This window comes from Georgenia soli (assembly GCF_002563695.1).
GTDB classification, from domain to species: domain Bacteria; phylum Actinomycetota; class Actinomycetes; order Actinomycetales; family Actinomycetaceae; genus Georgenia; species Georgenia soli.
This window is the reverse complement of record NZ_PDJI01000004.1, coordinates 2,930,483-2,947,569: the sequence shown is the minus strand read 5'-3', so window position 1 is coordinate 2,947,569 and position 17,087 is coordinate 2,930,483. Positions and strand designations below refer to the sequence as shown.

The following is a 17,087-nucleotide window of genomic DNA, read 5'->3' as shown; positions in this document are numbered from 1 at the left end:
AGACCGCTACAGATTCGGTGCGGAATCCGCACCGAAGTTGTAGCGATCTCTCGACCGAGGGGCACTGGTCGACCTCGGCCGGCAAGGGACGTGGGCAGGTGAACGTACGCGACCCTGCACAGGTGGGCTGCGCGCCCCGCGTCCTATCCGGCCACGTGTCGCACGGGCTCCCCGCGGTCCACGCGCTCGCGCTGCGGCACCACCGTGTACCTGGGGTCGAGCGCCGACGCGATGCCCGCGCGCACCACCCCGAACCGGGTGCACACCGAACCTGCCAGGAGGGCCGCCCCGGAGGCGACGGCGACGGCGCGGCTGCGGCCCGCGAGCAGCGTCCCGGCCGCCCCCGCGAGCGTGAGGACCCGCGCGGCGCGCATGAGCCGTCCCGGGACGCCGGTGCGCAACGGCTCCGCGGTGATCCCCATCGACCGCTCCATGCGGTGCTCCGCGAGGGCCTCGGCCACCGCCCCACCGACCGCGAGGCGCCGCGCCGGCCCCGCCTGCTCCGGCGGCACGATCGCGGCAGCCAGCCCCCCGGCGGCCGCGGCGGCGGACCCGCAGAAGACGAAGGGCAGCTCGCGATAGGCCTCGTGCCACGACGGGGTGGCGGTGTCGGAGAGAAGCACGGCCGTGTACGCGGCGACCGGTGGCGCGAACAGCCCGGCGAGGAGGCCCGCGGGGCGCCCGGCCGCGACCAGCAGCCGCACCGGCGCAGCCTTGCTGCCGGGCAGCAGCATCCCGGCGACCTCCGCGGCGGCGGCCAGCCCCGCCGGCGGGCCGTAGAGCGCCAGGATCCACGTGCCCACTGACATCGGGGACGTGACCTTCACGGTGCGCATCATGTTGAGGAACCGCTCCGGACGGCCCAGGTCGGAGACGAGGGCTGCCATGGAGAACCCGAGCGCGCCCAGCGCCGTGAGCCGGCCGGACCGGCGCAGTGCCTCGTGGCCGGCGAGATCCGCGCCCGCGCCGAGCAGGGAGGAGCCGGCCGCGAGCCCGCCGGCGAACATGTAGGCGGGGATCTCCCACGTCCACGGCGCCGGCTTGACCACGGGCCGGCCGTAGTAGGACGTGAACTCCGCCGGGGGCACCATCGCCGTCTCGCCGCCGTGGGTGCGGCGCCGGCCGCCGCGGCCACGAGTGTCCCGGTCCGCCGTCGTCCCGGTCACCTGCGCCCCCCGAGGAAGGACAGGGCCGCGCCCGCGAGCAGGGCGAGCCCGGCCATGCCGGCCCGGTTGAACATCTGGGGCAGGTCCCGGGTGGTGACCACCGGGTCCGGGGGAAGCCCGTACACCTCGGGCTCGTCGAGGAGCAGGAAGAAGGCGCCGGTGCCGCTGACGCCGTCGTGGGGGTCGTGTCCGTACAGGCGGGCCCCCTCCACGCCCTCGTCCTGCAGCCGGCGTACCCGCGCGTCGGCGCGCTCGCGCAGCTCGTCGAGGTCGCCGTACTGGATCGACTCCGTGGGGCACGCCTTGGCGCAGGCGGGCTCCAGGCCGTCGCCGATCCGGTCGTAGCAGAGCGTGCACTTCTGGGCGATGCCGACGTTGCGTGCCCCGGCCGGCCCCTTGCGCCGCTCGATGACCCCGAACGGGCAGGCGGCCACGCAGTAGCCGCAGCCGTTGCACACGTCGTCCTGGACGACGACGGTGCCGAACTCCGTCCGGAACAGCGCCCCGGTGGGGCACACGTCGAGGCACGCGGCATGCGTGCAGTGCTTGCAGACGTTCGAGGACATGAGCCAGCGGAAGTCCGGGTGACCGTCGCCCTCCGTCTCCGTGCCGCCGTCGAGAGCCTCCAGGAGGTTCGGCGCTCCCTCGGCCGGGGCGGGCGGGCCCAGACCGCCTGCGGAGGCACCGGACGGGGCGAGCGCACCGGCGGGCGGGCCGACGCCCGGCATGCCCAGCGACACCGGGGCGACCCGGCCGGCCGGCTGCTCCACGAACGCCACGTGCCGCCACGTGTTCGCCCCGAGCGCGCCGGTGTTGTCGTAGGAGGACCCGAGCAGGTCGAACCCGTCGTCGGGCAGGAGGTTCCACTCCTTGCACGCCACCTCGCACGCCTTGCACCCGATGCACACGCTGGTGTCGGTGAAGAAGCCCTTGCGCGCGGGCGGTGCCTCGTACCCGGCGTCCTGGGCCGGGTCGACGGGCCCGAAAAGGCTGTTCCTACCGGCCATGGTCGCCCTCCTCTGTCTGGCGGGTGTCGGGCTGCCGCGCGGTGACGATGTCCCCGCCGTCCCCGTCCAGGATCCCGGCCCGACGGCGGTAGCCCGCGACGTAGTCCAGCAGCGCCGTCCCGGTGGGCCGCCGTCCCGGCCGCACGTCGCACGTGCCGGCCTTGGTCTCCTGGATGAGCACGTTGGGCTCGAGGGAGATGCCGAACAGGTCGTTGGCGGAGTCGCCCGTCACCAGGCCGCCGGAGCCCCAGTGGTAGGGCAGCCACACCTGGTGGATCGTCCGGCCCTCGACCCGCAGCGGCCGCAGGCGGTCGGTGACCATGACGCGCCCCTCGACGGCGGAGCGGGCCGTGACCACGTGGCACCAGCCCATGTGCTCCAGCCCCCGCTCGGCCGCCAGCTGCGGGGAGACCTCGACGAACATCTCGGGCTGCAGCTCGGAGAGGTACTCCAGGGTCCGGCTCATGCCCCCGGCCGTGTGGTGCTCTGTCAGGCGGGAGGTGGTGTAGACGTACGGGAACACGTCCGCCTGCTCCGGCGCCGGGCTCGGGTGGACCGGGTTGTCGGCCCGCCGGTACTCCACCCGGGTGGGGTTGGCCTGCTGCCCGTACAGCGGGTTGCGGAACGGGGACTCCACCGGCTCGTAGTGCGTGGGCAGCGGCCCGTCGAGCAGGCCGGTGGGCACGTACAGCGCCCCCTTGCCGTCGCCCTGCATGATGAACGGGTCGTCGCCCGCCAGGCCCTCCGTGCCGTCGGCCCCCTCGGGCGGCCGGTACGACGGCGGCTTGGTGCGCTCGAAGTCGGGCACGTCGTGCCCGGTCCACTCCCCCGCGTCCTCGTCCCACCACACGTAGGCCTTGCGCTCGCTCCACGGGCGGCCCTGCGGGTCCGCGGAGGCGCGGTTGTAGAGGATGCGCCGGTTCGCGGGCCACGCCCAGCCCCACTCGGGCGCCACCCACGACTGCTCGGACCCGGGCCGGCGCCGCGCGGCCTGGTTGACGCCGTCGGCGTAGACGCCGGTGTAGATCCAGCAGCCGCCCACGGTGGAGCCGTCGGCGCGCATCTCGGTGAAGGTGGACAGCTCCCGCCCGGTTGCCACCTCGTAGCCGTTGATCTCCCGCAGCACGGCCTCGGCGCTCGGCTCCGCCGTCGGCCCGTGGGTCGGGTAGTCCCACGCCAGGTCCAGCACCGGCCGGTCCCGCTCGAGGGTCGAGCCCGCCAGCCGCTCCCGGACCAGGCGGCCCAGGTGGTAGAAGAACCACAGCTCCGAGCGGCGGTCCCCGGTGGGGTCGACCGCCTTCTCCCGCCACTGCAGCATCCGCTGCGTCTGGGTGAAGGTGCCCTCCTTCTCCACGTGCGAGGCGGCGGGCATGAGGAAGACCTCGGTGCGGCACTCCTCCGGCACGATCTCCCCGGTGGCGACCTCCGGGCCGTCCTTCCAGAACGTGGCGCTCTCGATCTCGTACAGGTCGCGCACCACCAGCCAGTCGAGGTTGGCCATGCCGAGGCGCTGCGCCCGGCCGTGGGCGGAGCCGACGGCCGGGTTCTGCCCGAGCAGGAAGTAGCCCTTGACCTTGCCGTCGATCATGTCGAGCACGGTGCGGTAGGTGCCGTGGTCCCCGGTCATGCGGGGCAGGTAGTCGAAGGCGAAGTCGTTCTCCGCCGTCGCCGCCTCCCCCCAGTAGGCCTTGAGGAGGCTGACGGCGTACGCGTCGGCCTGCTTCCAGAAGCCCTTGGCCCCGGGCTGGCGCATGCTGTCGATCCAGGTCTGCAGGTCCTGGTGCTCGTCGGCGTGCGGCATGGGCAGGTAGCCGGGCAGCAGGTTGAACAGGGTCGGGATGTCGGTCGAGCCCTGGATGCTGGCGTGCCCGCGCAGGGCCAGGATCCCGCCGCCGGGCCGGCCCATGTTCCCGAGCAGCAGCTGGAGGATGGCGCCGGTGCGGATGTACTGGGCGCCCACGCTGTGCTGGGTCCAGCCGACGCTGTAGACGAGCGCGGTGGTCCGCTCGCGCCCGGAGTTCGCCACCCACGCCTCGGCGACCTTGAGGAAGTCCTCGCGCGGGACCCCGCACGCCTCCTCGACCATCTCCGGGGTGTAGCGCGAGAAGTGTCGCCTGAGCACCTGGTAGACGGTGCGCGGGTCCTGCAGCGTCTCGTCCCGCGGCGGGTGGCCCTGCACCTGCAGGCCGTGGGTCTCGTGCTCCATCGGCCGGGCGCTCGCCCGTTCCCGGTCCGCTTCGTGCTCCTCCCGCCCCTCCTCCGGCGCCGCCTCGGCGTACTGCCAGCTGTCGGTGTCGTAGCTGCGCCGCTCCGGGTCGAAGCCGGAGAAGAGCCCGTCGAGGTCCTCGGTGTCGGTGAAGCGCTCGTCGAGGATGGTGGCGGCGTTGGTGTAGGCGAGCACGTACTCGCGGAAGTCGAGCTCGTTGCTGAGCACGTAGTTGATGATCGCCCCGAGGAAGACGATGTCCGTCCCGGCGCGCAGCGGCACGAACTGGTCCGCGAGCGCGCTGGTGCGGGTGAAGCGGGGGTCGACGTGGATCACCCTCGCGCCGCGTCGCTTGGCCTCCATGACCCACTGGAAGCCCACCGGGTGGGCCTCGGCCATGTTGGAACCCTGGATGACGATGCAGTCAGCGTTGGCCAGGTCCTGCTGGAAACCTGTGGCGCCGCCGCGCCCGAAGCTGGTCCCCAGACCGGGGACCGTGGAGGAGTGTCAAATACGCGCCTGGTTCTCGATCTGCAGCGCGCCGAGGGCGGTGAAGAGCTTCTTGATGAGGTAGTTCTCCTCGTTGTCGAGCGTCGCCCCGCCCAGGCTGGCGATGCCGAGCGTGCGCCGGACCTTCCGGCCCCTCTCGTCGAGGTCCTGCCACGTCTGCTCCCGGGCCTTCACCACCCGGTCGGCGATCATCTCCATCGCGACGTCGAGCGGCAGGTCCTCCCACTCGGTGCCGTACGGCCGGCGGTAGCGCACCGTGCTGAGACGGGCCGGGTTGGTGACGAGGCTCTTGCTGGCCGACCCCTTGGGGCAGAGCCGTCCCCGCGAGATCGGGCTGTCGGGGTCGCCCTCGATCTGCACGACCTGCTCGTCCTTGACGTAGACGCGCTGCCCGCAGCCGACGGCGCAGTAGGGGCAGACGCTGCGCGCCACCCGGTCCGCCGTCGTCGTGCGGGCGGTCAGCGCGTCCGTCCGCGCCGAGCGGACGGCCCTGCCGCGGCCGAGCAGGTCGGCGCCGGTCAGCTGCCGCACCACCGGCCAGTCGAGGAAGACCTTGCCTACCACGGCCCTGCCCCTTCCTGACGTCGGAACGTCCTGGTCCCTGATGGTGCCCTGTCCGGCTGGTCAGCGCACCCGGATCGCGTGCTCGCCGGCGGGCACCAGCTCCCCCACGACGGGATAGCCCGGCACCTCACCCACCACCAGCAGCCCGCCGGACGTCTGCGCGTCCGCGAGCAGGATCAGCTCGTCCTCCCCGACGTCGGAACGGAGATGGGGGCGGACCCAGTCCAGGTTGCGGCGGCTCCCGCCGGGGACGAACCCGTCCGCGAGCGCGTCGCGGGCGCCGTCGACGTAGGGCACGGCGGCGGAGTCGACGACGGCGCTGACGCCGCTGGCCCGGACCAGCTTGTACAGGTGGCCGAGCAGGCCGAAGCCGGTGACGTCGGTGGCGCTGCGGGCGCCCGCCGCCAGGGCGGCCGCGGCGGCGTCCCGGTTCAGGGTGGTCATCTGCGCGACCGCCTCCTCGAACCACTCGCCGGTGGCCTTGTGCCGGTTGTTGAGGACGCCGAGGCCGAGCGGCTTCGTCAGCGTCAGCGGCAGGCCGGCCTCGGCGGCGTCGTTGCGCAGGAGCTTGTCGGCGTCGGCGAGCCCGGTGACGGCCTGCCCGTACTTGGGCTCGGGGTCGTCCACGCTGTGCCCGCCGCCGAGGAAGGTGCCCGCGTCGGCGCACACGTCCGCACCGCCGCGCAGCACCTCCGCCGCGATCTCGAACGGGATGGTGCTGCGGGGCCAGGACAGGAGGTTGACCGCCACGACGGGCGTGCCGCCCATGGCGTAGACGTCCGAGAGGGCGTTCGTGGCGGCGATGCGGCCCCACTCGTAGGGGTCGTCGACCACGGGGGTGAAGTAGTCGGCCGTCGCGATGAGCGCCCGGCCGCCCTCGATGCGCACCGCCGCGGCGTCGTCCCCGTTCTCCAGGCCGACCAGCAGATCCCCGCCCGCGGGCAGCGTCAGCGTGCCGAGCACGCGTTCAAGCTCGCCGGGCGGGACCTTGCACGCGCAGCCGCCGCCGGCGGCGTACTGGGTGAGTCTGAGCGGCTGCGTCGTCGCGGTCACACACGCGAGCCTAGGCCGGGGCCTCAGCACCGGTCCACCCCTTCGCGGCCAACCGTCCGTCCCCCGCCGGCTCCCGCTAGGGTGAGCCGCGGAGGCGTACCTCGTCTGGTGACGGGCGCGGTCCTCAAAACCGTTGTGGCCGGGCACCCCGGCCAGGCGGGTTCGATTCCCGTCCGCCTCCGCCAGCTCAGGAGGGTCAGCGTGCCGAAGACGACCGACGCCGCGGCGGACCTCCGCCGCGCCACCCCGCGCACGGACGCCGTGCTGGCCGACCCGCGCCTGGTCGCCGCCGTCGCCCGGCTCGGGCGCCGGCTCGTGAAGGACGCGGTGACGACGGCGCAGCAGCGCTGCCGCGCCGGGGAGCTCGCCCCGGAGGAGGTCGCCGACGCGGCGGTGGCCGCCCTGCCCGAGGCGGCGACCACGCTGCGCCGGGTGGTCAACGCGACGGGCGTCGTCGTCCACACCAACCTCGGCCGGGCGCCGCTGTCCGCCGCGGCGCTCGAGGCGCTCACCCTCGCCGCCGGGCCCACCGACGTGGAGCTGGACCTGGCCACCGGCCGGCGCGGCCCCCGGGGCTCCGGCGCGCTCGCGGCGCTGGCCGCCGCGGTCCCCGACGCCGGCGGCGTGCACGTGGTCAACAACGGCGCCGCCGCCCTTGCGCTGGTCACGCTGGGGCTGGCCGCCGGCCGGAACGTGGTCCTGGCCCGCGGGGAGATGGTCGAGATCGGCGACGGCTTCCGCATCCCGGAGCTGCTGGAGTCCGTGGGCGCCACCCTGCGCGAGGTCGGGACCACCAACCGGGTCCGCCTGGAGGACTACGCCGCGGCCGTCGACGACGACACCGCCTTCGTGCTGAAGGTGCACCCGTCCAACTTCCTCGTCTCGGGCTTCACCTCCTCGGTGCCCGTCGGCGAGCTGTCGCGCCTGCCGGTGCCCGTCGTCGCCGACATCGGCTCCGGCCTGCTGGCGCCGCACCCGCGGCTGCCGGACGAGCCGGACGCCACCACCACCCTGCGCGCGGGCGCCGCCCTGGTGACCGCGTCGGGCGACAAGCTGCTCGGCGGGCCACAGGCGGGACTGCTCCTGGGGCGGGCGGACCTCGTGCAGGCGCTGCGCCGCCACCCGTTCGCCCGGGCCCTCCGCGTCGACAAGCTCACCCTCGCCGCCCTCGAGGCGACCCTGACCGGCCCCACCCCGCCCGTGAGGGCCGCGCTCGAGGCCGAGCCGGCAGAGCTCCTGGGCCGTGCCCGGGCCCTCGCCGCCCGGCTGGCCGACGACGCCGTCGCGGCAGGCGCCGAGGAGAGCCGCGCCGCCGTGGGCGGCGGCGGCGCCCCGGGCGTCGAGCTGCCCAGCGCCGCGGTCACCCTGCCGGTGCGGTTCGCGACGATGCTGCGGCGGGGCACGCCCGCGGTCGTCGGGAGGGTCGAGCACGACCGGCTGCTGCTGGACCTGCGCACCGTCCCGCCCGAGCAGGACGAGGAGCTGGTCGCCGCGGTTCGCGCGGCCGCGGCGGCGCTGGGGGGCTGAGTCGTGCACGTCGTCGCCACCGCGGGGCACGTGGACCACGGCAAGTCCACCCTCGTCCGCGCCCTGACGGGCACCGACCCGGACCGGCTGCCCGAGGAGCACCGGCGCGGCCTGACCATCGAGCTCGGGTTCTGCTGGACCGCCCTGCCCGGCGCCGGCGACGTCGCGTTCGTCGACGTCCCGGGCCACGAGCGGTTCGTCCCCACGATGCTCGCCGGCGTCGGACCGGTGCCGGTGGCGCTGCTGGTGGTCGCCGCCGACGACCCGTGGATGCCGCAGACGGCCGAGCACCTCGCCGCCCTGGACGGGCTCGGGGTCTCCCGCGGCGTCGTCGCCGTCACGCGGGCCGACCTCGCCGACCCCGGCCCCGCGGCGGCGCGCGCCCGCGAGCAGGTGGACCGCACCTCGCTGCGCGGCGCCCGCGTCGTCCCCGTCAGCGCGGTCACCGGCGCGGGGCTGCCCGAGCTGACCGCCGCCCTCGCCGAGGTCCTGGCCCAGGTCCCGCCGCCGGAGCGGGAGGCGGACGTGCGGCTGTGGGTGGACCGCCGCTTCACGGTGCGTGGGACGGGCACCGTGGTCACCGGCACGCTGCCCGCGGGCCGCGTCGCGCCCGGGGACCGGCTCACGCACGACGGCGGGACCGTCCGCGTCCGGGCGGTCCAGTCGCTCGGCCGTGCCGTGCCGGAGGCGGTCGGCGTCGCCCGCGTGGCCCTGGGCCTCGCCGGCGACGACGAGGGGCTGGAGCGGGGCTCCGTGCTGGTCACCCCCGACGCCTGGCACGTCACCGACGTCGTGGACGTGCGCCTGCGGCGGGTCGGCGACGCCGCCACCCACCACCCCCTCCCCCCTCTCCCTCTCGCCGAGACGTCAACTCCTCCCCGAGACGTCATCTCCTCCCCGACGCCCGAGTCGTCCGCCGCCCCGCCGCAGCGGCCCCTGCTGCACGTCGGCGCCGCGTCGGTGGAGGTGCACCACCGCCCGCTCGGCGGGGAGCTCGCCCGGTTGCGGCTGCGCCGCCCGCTCCCCCTGCGGATCGGCGACCGCGCCCTCCTCCGCGACCCGGGCAGCCGGGCCCTGTGGGGCGTCGTCGTCCTGGATCCCGCCCCGCCCGCCCTCACCCGCCGCGGTGCCGGGGCGCGGCGGGCCCAGGCGCTCGCGGACGCCGACGGCGCACCCCGCCTCCCGCGCGAGCTCGCCCGGCGCGGCGGGGTCGCCGACCTCGCGCTGCTGCGCCGCATCGGTGTGCCCACCTCCGGCGCCGCCGAGCACGGCGTCGTCGACGCGGGCCTGGTGATGTCGACCGAGCGTGCCGAGCGGGCCCGGGCCGACGCCGCCCGCCTCGTCGGCGAGCACGACGCCGCCCATCCCCTCGACCCTGGCGTGCCGCCCGGCGCGCTCGCCGCCCGCCTCGGTGTGCCCGAGCGCCTGCTCAGGGCCGCCCTGCGCCCACCGCTGACGCTCCGCAACGGCCGGGTGACGCTCGCGGGCCGTGGCGACGGGCTGCCCGCGGCGCTCGCCGCCGCGCTGGAGACGCTGGACGCCGAGCTCGCCGACGCCCCGTTCGCGGCCCCCACGGCCGACCGGCTGCGTGAGCTGCGCCTCGACGAGCGGGCCCTCGCCGCCGCCGCCCGCGCCGGACGGCTGCTGCGGCCCGCGCCCGGCATCGTGCTCCCCTCGGACGCCGCCGGCCGTGCCGCGGCCTGGCTCGCGGAGCTGCCGCAGCCCTTCACCACCAGCCAGGCGCGGGTCCGGCTCGGCACCTCGCGCCGCGTCGTGCTGCCCCTGCTGGACCACCTCGACCGGCAGGGACTCACCCGGCGCCTGCCCGACGACCGGCGTGAGGTCACCCCCGCCGCGCGTCGCGGGTGACCCATGGCGCGCGTGCTGCTGACGGGGATGTCCGGGACGGGGAAGTCCACCCTGCTCGACGAGCTGAAGGTCCGCGGGCACGTGACCGTCGACACGGACTACGACGGCTGGGTCCTGCCGGACGGCAGGTGGGACGAGGCAAGGGTGGGCCTGCTGCTGGCCTCGCACCGCGACCTCGTCGTCTCCGGCACGGTGGAGAACCAGGGCCGGTTCTACGACCGCTTCGACCACGTCGTGCTCCTCAGCGCACCGTTGGACGTCCTGCTCCGGCGGGTGGCCACGCGCACCGGCAACCCGTACGGCACGACCGCGGCCCAGCGGGCCGAGATCCGGTTTCACGTCGACACCGTCGAGCCCCTGCTCCGACGGGGTGCCACGCTCGAGCTGGACGCCCGCCGGCCTCTGGCCGAGCTCGCCGACGCGGTGGAGGCCCTCCTGGTCGCGGGGACCGGGGCGAGCGGGCCTCCGCGATAGTCTCGCGCAGTGAAGCCCTCGACCGCCACGCTCGCCGTCGACTGCGGCGGCGGCGGCATCAAGGCCTCGGTGCTCGACGCCGCCGGCACCATGCACGCCCAGCCCGTGCGGGCCACCACCCCGTACCCGCTGCCGCCCTCCCGGCTGGTGCGGACCATCGCCTCCCTCGCGGAGCAGCTCCCCCGCGCGGACCGCGTCACGGTGGGGATGCCCGGCATGCTGCGCCACGGCGTCGTCATCCACACCCCGCACTACATCACCAAGGCCGGGCCACGGACGCGTGTGCTGCCCGAGCTGGAGCTGCACTGGTCCGGGTTCGACATGAAGGGCGCGGTCGAGCGCGAGCTGGGCGTCCCCGCCCTGGTCCTCAACGACGCGGAGGTGCACGGCGCCGGCGCGATCACCGGCGCGGGCCTGGAGATGATCGTGACCCTGGGCACCGGGCTCGGCAACGCCGTGTTCGACGGCGGGACGCTCGCGCCGCACGTCGAGCTCAGCCAGGGGCCGGTCAAGTGGGGCCTGACCTACGACGACTACATCGGCGAGCACGAGCGGCTGCGGCTCGGGGACGCCATGTGGTCGCGGCGGGTGCGCAACGTCGTCGAGGCGCTGCGCCCGATGTACCTCTGGGACCGCCTCTACCTCGGCGGCGGGAACTCGCGCCGGATCACCCCGCAGGTGCTCGCCCGGCTGGGTGACGACGTCGTCATCGTCCCCAACTCCGCCGGCATCGTGGGCGGCGTCAGGGCCTGGGACCTGCGGGTACCGGGACGTGATCCGCGGGTCCCGTGACCGCGTCCGCCCGGTCCGACGCCACCTCGTCCACGAGGTCGAGCAGGACCCGGTTGAACGCCACGGGCCGGACGAGGGACACCAGGTGCGTCGCGCCGGGGACGACGACGAGGCGGCCCTGGCGCGCCGCGGCGAGGAAGCGCCGCTCGTGCCCGCGGAAGTGGTCCCACCGGCCGTTGACGAACCAGATCGGCACGTCGATGCGGGCGACGTCGGCCAGGGCGTCGACCTGTGCCATCCCCTCCAGGGCGGCCGACATGACGGACATCGTCATGCCGCCGGCGGCGAGGTCCGCCCGTGCCGGCTCGGGGAGGAACCGGCGGGCCATGAGGTCGTTGAGCCCGGCTCCGCCGTCGGGTAGCCGGGCGATCAGCGCCGCCAGGCGGCGGTAGACCGACAGGCCCGGCCCGCGCGGCTGGGTGGTGCACGAGGCCGCGAGCAGGGCCTCCGGACGGCGGGTGGTCCGGGCGGCCCAGTGGAGCGTGAGGTACCCGCCCAGGGACAGGCCGGCGACGACGAACGGCCCCTCGATCCCCGCGACGACCGACTCGATCGTGTCGAGAGCGCCTGCGACGCTGAAGTCCTCCCCGGCCCGCACGCCGTGGCCCGGGAGGTCTGGCGCGACGGCGGGCACGCCGGCCGCGTCGAGGGCGGCGAGCTGGCGCAGCCACATGGTGCGCGAGGCGCGGATGCCGTGCACGAGCACGACGGTGGGAGCACTCACGTGCCCAGACTAGGGGCGGGCGCGCGAAGGGCCCGGACCTTGACGGTCCGGGCCCCTCGGGACGGGCGCGACGCCGATGGCGTCACCCCCGCGGGTGGATCACTTGCGCGGGTCGGTCGATCCCTTGGACTGACCGGCCTGGGCGTCGGTGGCCTGCTCGCTGGCCGCGGCGGCGGACTTCTCCGCCTCGTCCTGCTGCGCCTCGACGGTCGCCTCGGCCTCGACGGCCTCCGTGGCGGAACCCTGCTCGCCCGGCGCCTCCGCCTCGACGGCCTCGGCGGTGGTCTCGGCGACCTCCTCCTCGGCCGGCGCCTCGGCGGCGGGGGCCTCGGCCTTGGCGGCGCGCGCGGTGGCCTTCTCGGCCTCACGCACGGTGGCCTGCTTCGGGCTGACCGGCTCGAGCACGAGCTCGATGACCGCCATGGGGGCGTTGTCACCCTTGCGGGGGCCCACCTTCGTGATGCGGGTGTAGCCGCCGTTGCGCTCGGCGAACTGCGCGGCCGTCTGCTCGAACAGCTCGGCGACGACGTCCTTGCGGCGCACGGTGGTCATGACCTTGCGGCGGGCGTGGAGGTCGCCGCGCTTGGCCAGCGTGATCAGCTTCTCCGCGACCGGCTGCAGGCGCTTGGCGCGGTGCTCGGTCGTGGTGATCCGCTTGTGCTCGAACAGCGCGGTGGCCAGGTTGGCCAGCATGAGCCGCTCGTGCGCGGGGCTGCCACCCAGACGGGGACCCTTGGCGGGTGTAGGCATGATGTCTCCTAGTAGTTATGTCGGGTGAGCAGGTCAGCTGGGCTGCTCGTCGCTGAACTGGATGTCGCCGTAGGCGTCCTCGTCGTCGGCCGCGCCCGGGTGGGTGGCGAGGTCGAAGTCGGCCGGGCTGTCCTTGAGGTTCAGACCCAGACCCGCGAGCTTCTCCTTGATCTCGCCGATCGACTTGGCGCCGAAGTTGCGGATGTCGAGGAGGTCGGCCTCCGAGCGGGCGACGAGCTCGCCCACCGTGTGGATGCCCTCGCGCTTGAGGCAGTTGTACGAGCGGGACAGCAGACCGAGGTCCTCGATCGGCAGGGCGAGGTCCTGGGCGAGCGCAGCGTCCGTCGGGGACGGGCCGATCTCGATGCCCTCGGCCTCGACGTTGAGCTCGCGCGCCAGACCGAACAGCTCGACCAGCGTCTTGCCGGCGGAGGCGAGCGCGTCGCGCGGGGCGATCGCGTTCTTGGTCTCGACGTCGACGATCAGCTTGTCGAAGTCGGTGCGCTGCTCGACGCGCGTGGCCTCGACCTTGTAGGTGACCTTCAGGACCGGCGAGTAGATGGAGTCGACCGGGATGCGGCCGATCTCCGAGTCCGCGCTCTTGTTCTGCACCGCGGAGACGTAGCCGCGGCCGCGCTCGACCGTGAGCTCGATCTCCAGCTTGCCCTTGGAGTTGATCGTGGCGATGTGCAGGTCGGGGTTGTGCACCTCGACACCGGCCGGCGGGGTGATGTCACCGGCGGTGACGACGCCCGGGCCCTGCTTGCGCAGGTACATCACGACGGGCTCGTCGTTCTCCGAGGAGACGACGACGTTCTTGATGTTCAGGATGATCTCGGTGACGTCCTCCTTGACACCGGGAACGGTCGAGAACTCGTGGAGCACGCCGTCGATGCGGATGCTGGTCACGGCGGCACCCGGGATGGAGGAGAGCAGGGTGCGACGCAGCGAGTTGCCGAGGGTGTAGCCGAAACCGGGCTCGAGGGGCTCGATGACGAACCGCGAGCGGTAGTCGGAGACGACCTCTTCGGTCAGTGCGGGGCGCTGTGCGATGAGCACTTGGGGGTTCCTTTCAGCCGACGTCCGCTATATGACGTCCGGGCGAGGACCTGCCGACATCTGTCCGTACGGCAGGGTGGTGCTGAGGTCATGCAGCGGGGTGCGCACGCATCGCGCGCACCCCGCTGCATGGACGCGTCTCTCAGACGCGGCGACGCTTCGGCGGGCGGCAGCCGTTGTGCGCCTGCGGCGTGACGTCCTGGATCGAGCCGACCTCGAGGCCGGTGGCCGTGAGGGAGCGGATCGCGGTCTCGCGGCCGGAGCCGGGACCCTTCACGAAGACGTCGACCTTCTTCATGCCGTGCTCCTGGGCGCGGCGGGCAGCGGCCTCGGCGGCCATCTGCGCGGCGAACGGGGTCGACTTGCGCGAGCCCTTGAAGCCGACCTGGCCGGAGGAGGCCCAGGCGATGACGGCACCGCTCGGGTCCGTGATGGACACGATGGTGTTGTTGAAGGTGCTCTTGATGTAGGCGTGGCCGTGGGAGACGTTCTTCCGCTCCTTGCGGCGCGGCTTGCGCGCCGCCGGCGAAGCCGTACGGGACTTGGGGGGCATAGAGGTTTCCTACTCCTGTGAGGTCGTCGGACCGGTCCGGCGCCGGCTGGGCACCGGGTTCGGACTGCTACTTCTTGCCGGCCTTCTTCTTACCGGCGACGGTGCGCTTCGGGCCCTTGCGGGTACGCGCGTTGGTCTTGGTGCGCTGACCGTGGACGGGCAGGCCACGGCGGTGGCGCAGACCCTGGTAGCTGCCGATCTCCACCTTGCGGCGGATGTCCGCGGCGACCTCGCGGCGGAGGTCACCCTCGACCTTGAAGTTGCCCTCGATGTAGTCACGCAGCGCGACGAGGTCCGCGTCGGTCATGTCCTTGACGCGGAGGTCAGGGCTCACGCCGGTGGCGGCGAGCGTCTCGGCCGCGCGGGTGCGGCCGACGCCGTAGATGTAGGTGAGCGCAACCTCGAGCCGCTTCTCGCGGGGAAGGTCGACGCCTGAGAGACGTGCCAACTTTGACTCCTGTTGTGGGTCGGAGGTCTTCCGCACCCCCATCCCGCGGTAGCGGGCCCCGGCCTCCGAGCCGGGGGTCGCGCCGTCGTTGCCGACGACGTTCGGTGGTGCGCGGTGCCGGGGCGCTGCTCCCGGCGGTCAGGGTCTCAGCCCTGGCGCTGCTTGTGGCGAACGTTGGTGCAGATGACCATGACGCGGCCGTGCCGACGGATCACCTTGCAGTTGTCGCAGATCTTCTTGACGCTGGGCTTGACCTTCATGTCTTCCTCCGCCGCCGCGCACGGTGGACCCAGGTCCGCCGACGGCGTCTCGCTCGTGGTGGTTACTTGTAGCGGTAGACGATGCGACCCCGGGTGAGGTCGTACGGGCTCAGCTCGACGACCACACGGTCCTCAGGGAGGATCCGGATGTAGTGCTGGCGCATCTTGCCCGAGATGTGGGCGAGAACCTTGTGCCCGTTGCTCAGCTCGACGCGGAACATCGCGTTGGGAAGAGCCTCGACAACACTGCCCTCGATCTCGATGACGCCGTCCTTCTTCGCCATTACTCCCGCTCACGTTGGTTGCTGCTGTCATGGTGATGGCTCTCCACGGTTGCCGCGCAAGCGCGACGAAGGTGAAGCCATGCCCAGCGGTCCATCCTACGGCATCACGCCACACCCGGGGAACCGGGTGGCCGGTGACCGACATCACCCGGAGATCGTTCTCCGGGGGTGGGGCGGGAGGCGTCCCCACAGGCTACCTCAGGCGCCGCCACGCCCGGCGGCACGGGCCCGCCCTCCCCGGGGGAAGGGAGGGCGGACCCGTGGTCTGTGGGGCGGTCGAGCCGTGCTCCGCCCGGCGTCACGCGGTGGCGTCACGCTGTCTGGTGCGGCCCGCCCGTCGGCGCAGCTCGTTCCCGGTCACGACGGCGAGCACGGCGGCGGCACCAAGCCAGAGGACGTCCGCGCCGGTCGTGGACAGCGACGGGCGGCCCGGCCTGCCGGGCCTGGCGGGCGGGGCGGCTGCGTCGTCGCCCCGGATGGTCAGCAGCACGTCGAAGGAGGCCAGCCGGGGTGGCACGTTGGCGCGGTTCCCCGAGGTCGCGTCGTAGGGGAACTCGTAGCTGATCGTCACCTCGGTCGTCTCGCCCCTGCCGAGCGCCACCTGCCCGATCTGGCGTCCGCCGTCGGTGTCGAGAGCGCTGAACGAGGCGGAACCGGCGCCGTCTGCGGTCTCCCAGCCCACGGTGACGTCGTCGTAGAAGTCACCCTGGTCGCCGGCACCCGCGTACGGGTCGCCGAAGGGGGCGCCGCTGCCGTCGGGGTCCTCGTGGTCGGGGTTGTGGTGCTCGTCCGGGGCTTCCGGGTCGAGCAGCTCGACGTTGACGATCTCCGCCGTCAGCACGCCCTGACGGGGGCCGTCGTTGCGCACGGTGAGGGTGCGTGCGGCGGTGTCCCCCGGCACGGACACCGGCACACCGAGGAAGCTCTCGCTGGTCGAGGCCGCGTACTCGGAGCCGTCCCAGGACAGCGAGATCGCGTCCACTCCCCTGGCGTCGCCGCCGGCGGGCGCGGCCAGGGCGGTGCCGGCGGGCGTGGCCACCGCGGCCGCCAGCACCAGCGCCGTCAACGAGGTGCGCCACCACGTCTTGGTCGTCATTGCGCTCACTCCCCCGGCCGGGTCGTGCTGTGGGTGAAGTTGATCGTGTGCGTCGGCTCGTCCGCAGGGTCGGCGGCCGTGGTGACGTCGGCACGCCAGGTGTCCTCAGCGGTGTAGGTGTCCCCGTCCACCTCGACCGACACGGTGGCCGTGTTGGTGTACGAGCCCTCGTCCGGCAGGTCGCCGAGGGTGGCGACGACGCACCAGTACTCCGTCGCCGTCCAGTCGTCGTCGTAGTCCGCGCGCACGGGAGTCGAGCTGGCCCACGTGCGGTCCCAGCCGGCCGGGCCCGGCTCGAAGGTGCCGTCGCCGTCAGGGTCGGCCGGCGTGTACGTGGCCGCGGGCGGGCGGCCGGTAATGCCATGGGCGGAGCAGGCTGCGGCTGAGTCGACGCGGTAGACCCGGACGGTCGAGCTGCCGAAAATCGAGTCAGCCGGAAGGTCCGGCAGGTCGAGTGCGTAGCTCAGCCCCTTGTTGCCGTCCGCGCGCGCATCGACCTGGATCCCGACGGCGACCTCGCCGGTGTCGAGCAGCGTCGTGGCCTCGTCCGGGCCGAGGGGAAAGGCCAACCGGTCGGCCGGACCGGCGGCGACGGTGCGGTCCGCTGCGCCGGGCTTGCCGATGGCGAACCCGACCATGCCGGAGCCGACCTCTGCGCTGAACTGTTCGGTGTCGTCCCACAGCGCGAGGGCGGTGCCCGTGCCCGCTCCGAGGGCGACAGCGAGGGCTGCCACGCCGACGAGTG

17 protein-coding genes and 1 tRNA gene are annotated in these 17,087 nt (G+C 74.0%); 5 read left to right on the top strand and 13 right to left on the bottom strand.

The window, feature by feature from the left end; genetic code table 11:
- Positions 1-143: 143 nt before the first annotated feature.
- Genes nrfD through selD form a run of 4 tightly spaced genes read right to left on the bottom strand, consistent with a single transcriptional unit; the run spans position 144 to position 6,506 of the window.
- Positions 144-1,166, bottom strand: a complete 1,023-nt coding sequence (nrfD, locus tag ATJ97_RS14680; protein ID WP_245862563.1) for an NrfD/PsrC family molybdoenzyme membrane anchor subunit — start codon at positions 1,164-1,166, stop codon at positions 144-146.
- Positions 1,163-2,173 (bottom strand): 4Fe-4S dicluster domain-containing protein, encoded by a 1,011-nt coding sequence (locus ATJ97_RS14675; protein WP_098484367.1) that lies wholly within the window; start codon positions 2,171-2,173, stop codon positions 1,163-1,165. The genes nrfD and ATJ97_RS14675 overlap by 4 nt, the downstream gene beginning before the upstream one ends.
- A complete protein-coding gene (fdh, locus tag ATJ97_RS14670; protein ID WP_245862559.1) occupies positions 2,163-5,453 on the bottom strand; it encodes a formate dehydrogenase in 3,291 nt (1,096 codons plus the stop codon). The genes ATJ97_RS14675 and fdh overlap by 11 nt, the downstream gene beginning before the upstream one ends.
- A gap of 60 nt (positions 5,454-5,513) precedes the next feature.
- The gene (gene selD, locus ATJ97_RS14660) at positions 5,514-6,506 is read right to left on the bottom strand and encodes a selenide, water dikinase SelD (protein WP_098484364.1); all 993 of its coding nucleotides are present in this window, start codon (positions 6,504-6,506) and stop codon (positions 5,514-5,516) included.
- Between the two features lie 90 nt (positions 6,507-6,596).
- Here selD and ATJ97_RS14655 point away from each other — a divergent pair.
- From ATJ97_RS14655 to ATJ97_RS14635, 5 genes are all read left to right on the top strand, one after another.
- A tRNA-Sec gene (locus tag ATJ97_RS14655) sits at positions 6,597-6,691 on the top strand.
- 16 nt (positions 6,692-6,707) lie between these two features.
- Positions 6,708-8,033, top strand: coding sequence for an L-seryl-tRNA(Sec) selenium transferase (selA, locus tag ATJ97_RS14650; protein ID WP_098484363.1), 1,326 nt, complete (start codon positions 6,708-6,710; stop codon positions 8,031-8,033).
- Between the two features lie 3 nt (positions 8,034-8,036).
- Complete coding sequence (locus tag ATJ97_RS14645) at positions 8,037-9,902, top strand: selenocysteine-specific translation elongation factor (RefSeq protein WP_098484362.1); 1,866 nt, start codon at positions 8,037-8,039, stop codon at positions 9,900-9,902.
- A gap of 3 nt (positions 9,903-9,905) precedes the next feature.
- Positions 9,906-10,376 (top strand): AAA family ATPase, encoded by a 471-nt coding sequence (locus ATJ97_RS14640; RefSeq protein WP_098484361.1) that lies wholly within the window; start codon positions 9,906-9,908, stop codon positions 10,374-10,376.
- 9 nt (positions 10,377-10,385) lie between these two features.
- Positions 10,386-11,168: an ROK family protein gene (locus ATJ97_RS14635; protein WP_098484360.1), complete on the top strand. Its 783-nt coding sequence runs from the start codon at positions 10,386-10,388 to the stop codon at positions 11,166-11,168.
- Here ATJ97_RS14635 and ATJ97_RS14630 read toward each other — a convergent pair.
- The 9 genes from ATJ97_RS14630 to ATJ97_RS14590 all read right to left on the bottom strand — a co-directional run bounded on the left by ATJ97_RS14630 (position 11,119) and on the right by ATJ97_RS14590 (position 17,076).
- Positions 11,119-11,892: an alpha/beta fold hydrolase gene (locus ATJ97_RS14630; RefSeq protein WP_245862556.1), complete on the bottom strand. Its 774-nt coding sequence runs from the start codon at positions 11,890-11,892 to the stop codon at positions 11,119-11,121. The two genes, ATJ97_RS14635 and ATJ97_RS14630, sit on opposite strands and share 50 nt — an antisense overlap.
- 99 nt (positions 11,893-11,991) lie before the next feature.
- Entirely contained in the window at positions 11,992-12,642 is a 651-nt protein-coding gene (rplQ, locus tag ATJ97_RS14625; protein WP_098484359.1) for a 50S ribosomal protein L17, read from the bottom strand.
- Between the two features lie 33 nt (positions 12,643-12,675).
- Complete coding sequence (locus ATJ97_RS14620; protein ID WP_098484358.1) at positions 12,676-13,701, bottom strand: DNA-directed RNA polymerase subunit alpha; 1,026 nt, start codon at positions 13,699-13,701, stop codon at positions 12,676-12,678.
- Positions 13,702-13,843: 142 nt separating this feature from the next.
- Positions 13,844-14,254, bottom strand: coding sequence for a 30S ribosomal protein S11 (gene rpsK / locus ATJ97_RS14615; protein WP_098484357.1), 411 nt, complete (start codon positions 14,252-14,254; stop codon positions 13,844-13,846).
- Positions 14,255-14,321: 67 nt separating this feature from the next.
- Entirely contained in the window at positions 14,322-14,702 is a 381-nt protein-coding gene (gene rpsM / locus ATJ97_RS14610) for a 30S ribosomal protein S13 (RefSeq protein WP_043501490.1), read from the bottom strand.
- Positions 14,703-14,848: 146 nt separating this feature from the next.
- On the bottom strand, positions 14,849-14,962 hold the full coding sequence (gene rpmJ / locus ATJ97_RS14605) for a 50S ribosomal protein L36 (RefSeq protein ID WP_043501488.1): 114 nt from the start codon (positions 14,960-14,962) through the stop codon (positions 14,849-14,851).
- 62 nt (positions 14,963-15,024) lie between these two features.
- Complete coding sequence (gene infA, locus ATJ97_RS14600) at positions 15,025-15,246, bottom strand: translation initiation factor IF-1 (protein WP_043501486.1); 222 nt, start codon at positions 15,244-15,246, stop codon at positions 15,025-15,027.
- 298 nt (positions 15,247-15,544) lie between these two features.
- A complete protein-coding gene (locus ATJ97_RS14595; protein ID WP_098484356.1) occupies positions 15,545-16,342 on the bottom strand; it encodes a hypothetical protein in 798 nt (265 codons plus the stop codon).
- Positions 16,343-16,347: 5 nt separating this feature from the next.
- On the bottom strand, positions 16,348-17,076 hold the full coding sequence (locus ATJ97_RS14590) for a hypothetical protein (protein ID WP_098484355.1): 729 nt from the start codon (positions 17,074-17,076) through the stop codon (positions 16,348-16,350).
- Positions 17,077-17,087 lie beyond the last annotated feature (11 nt).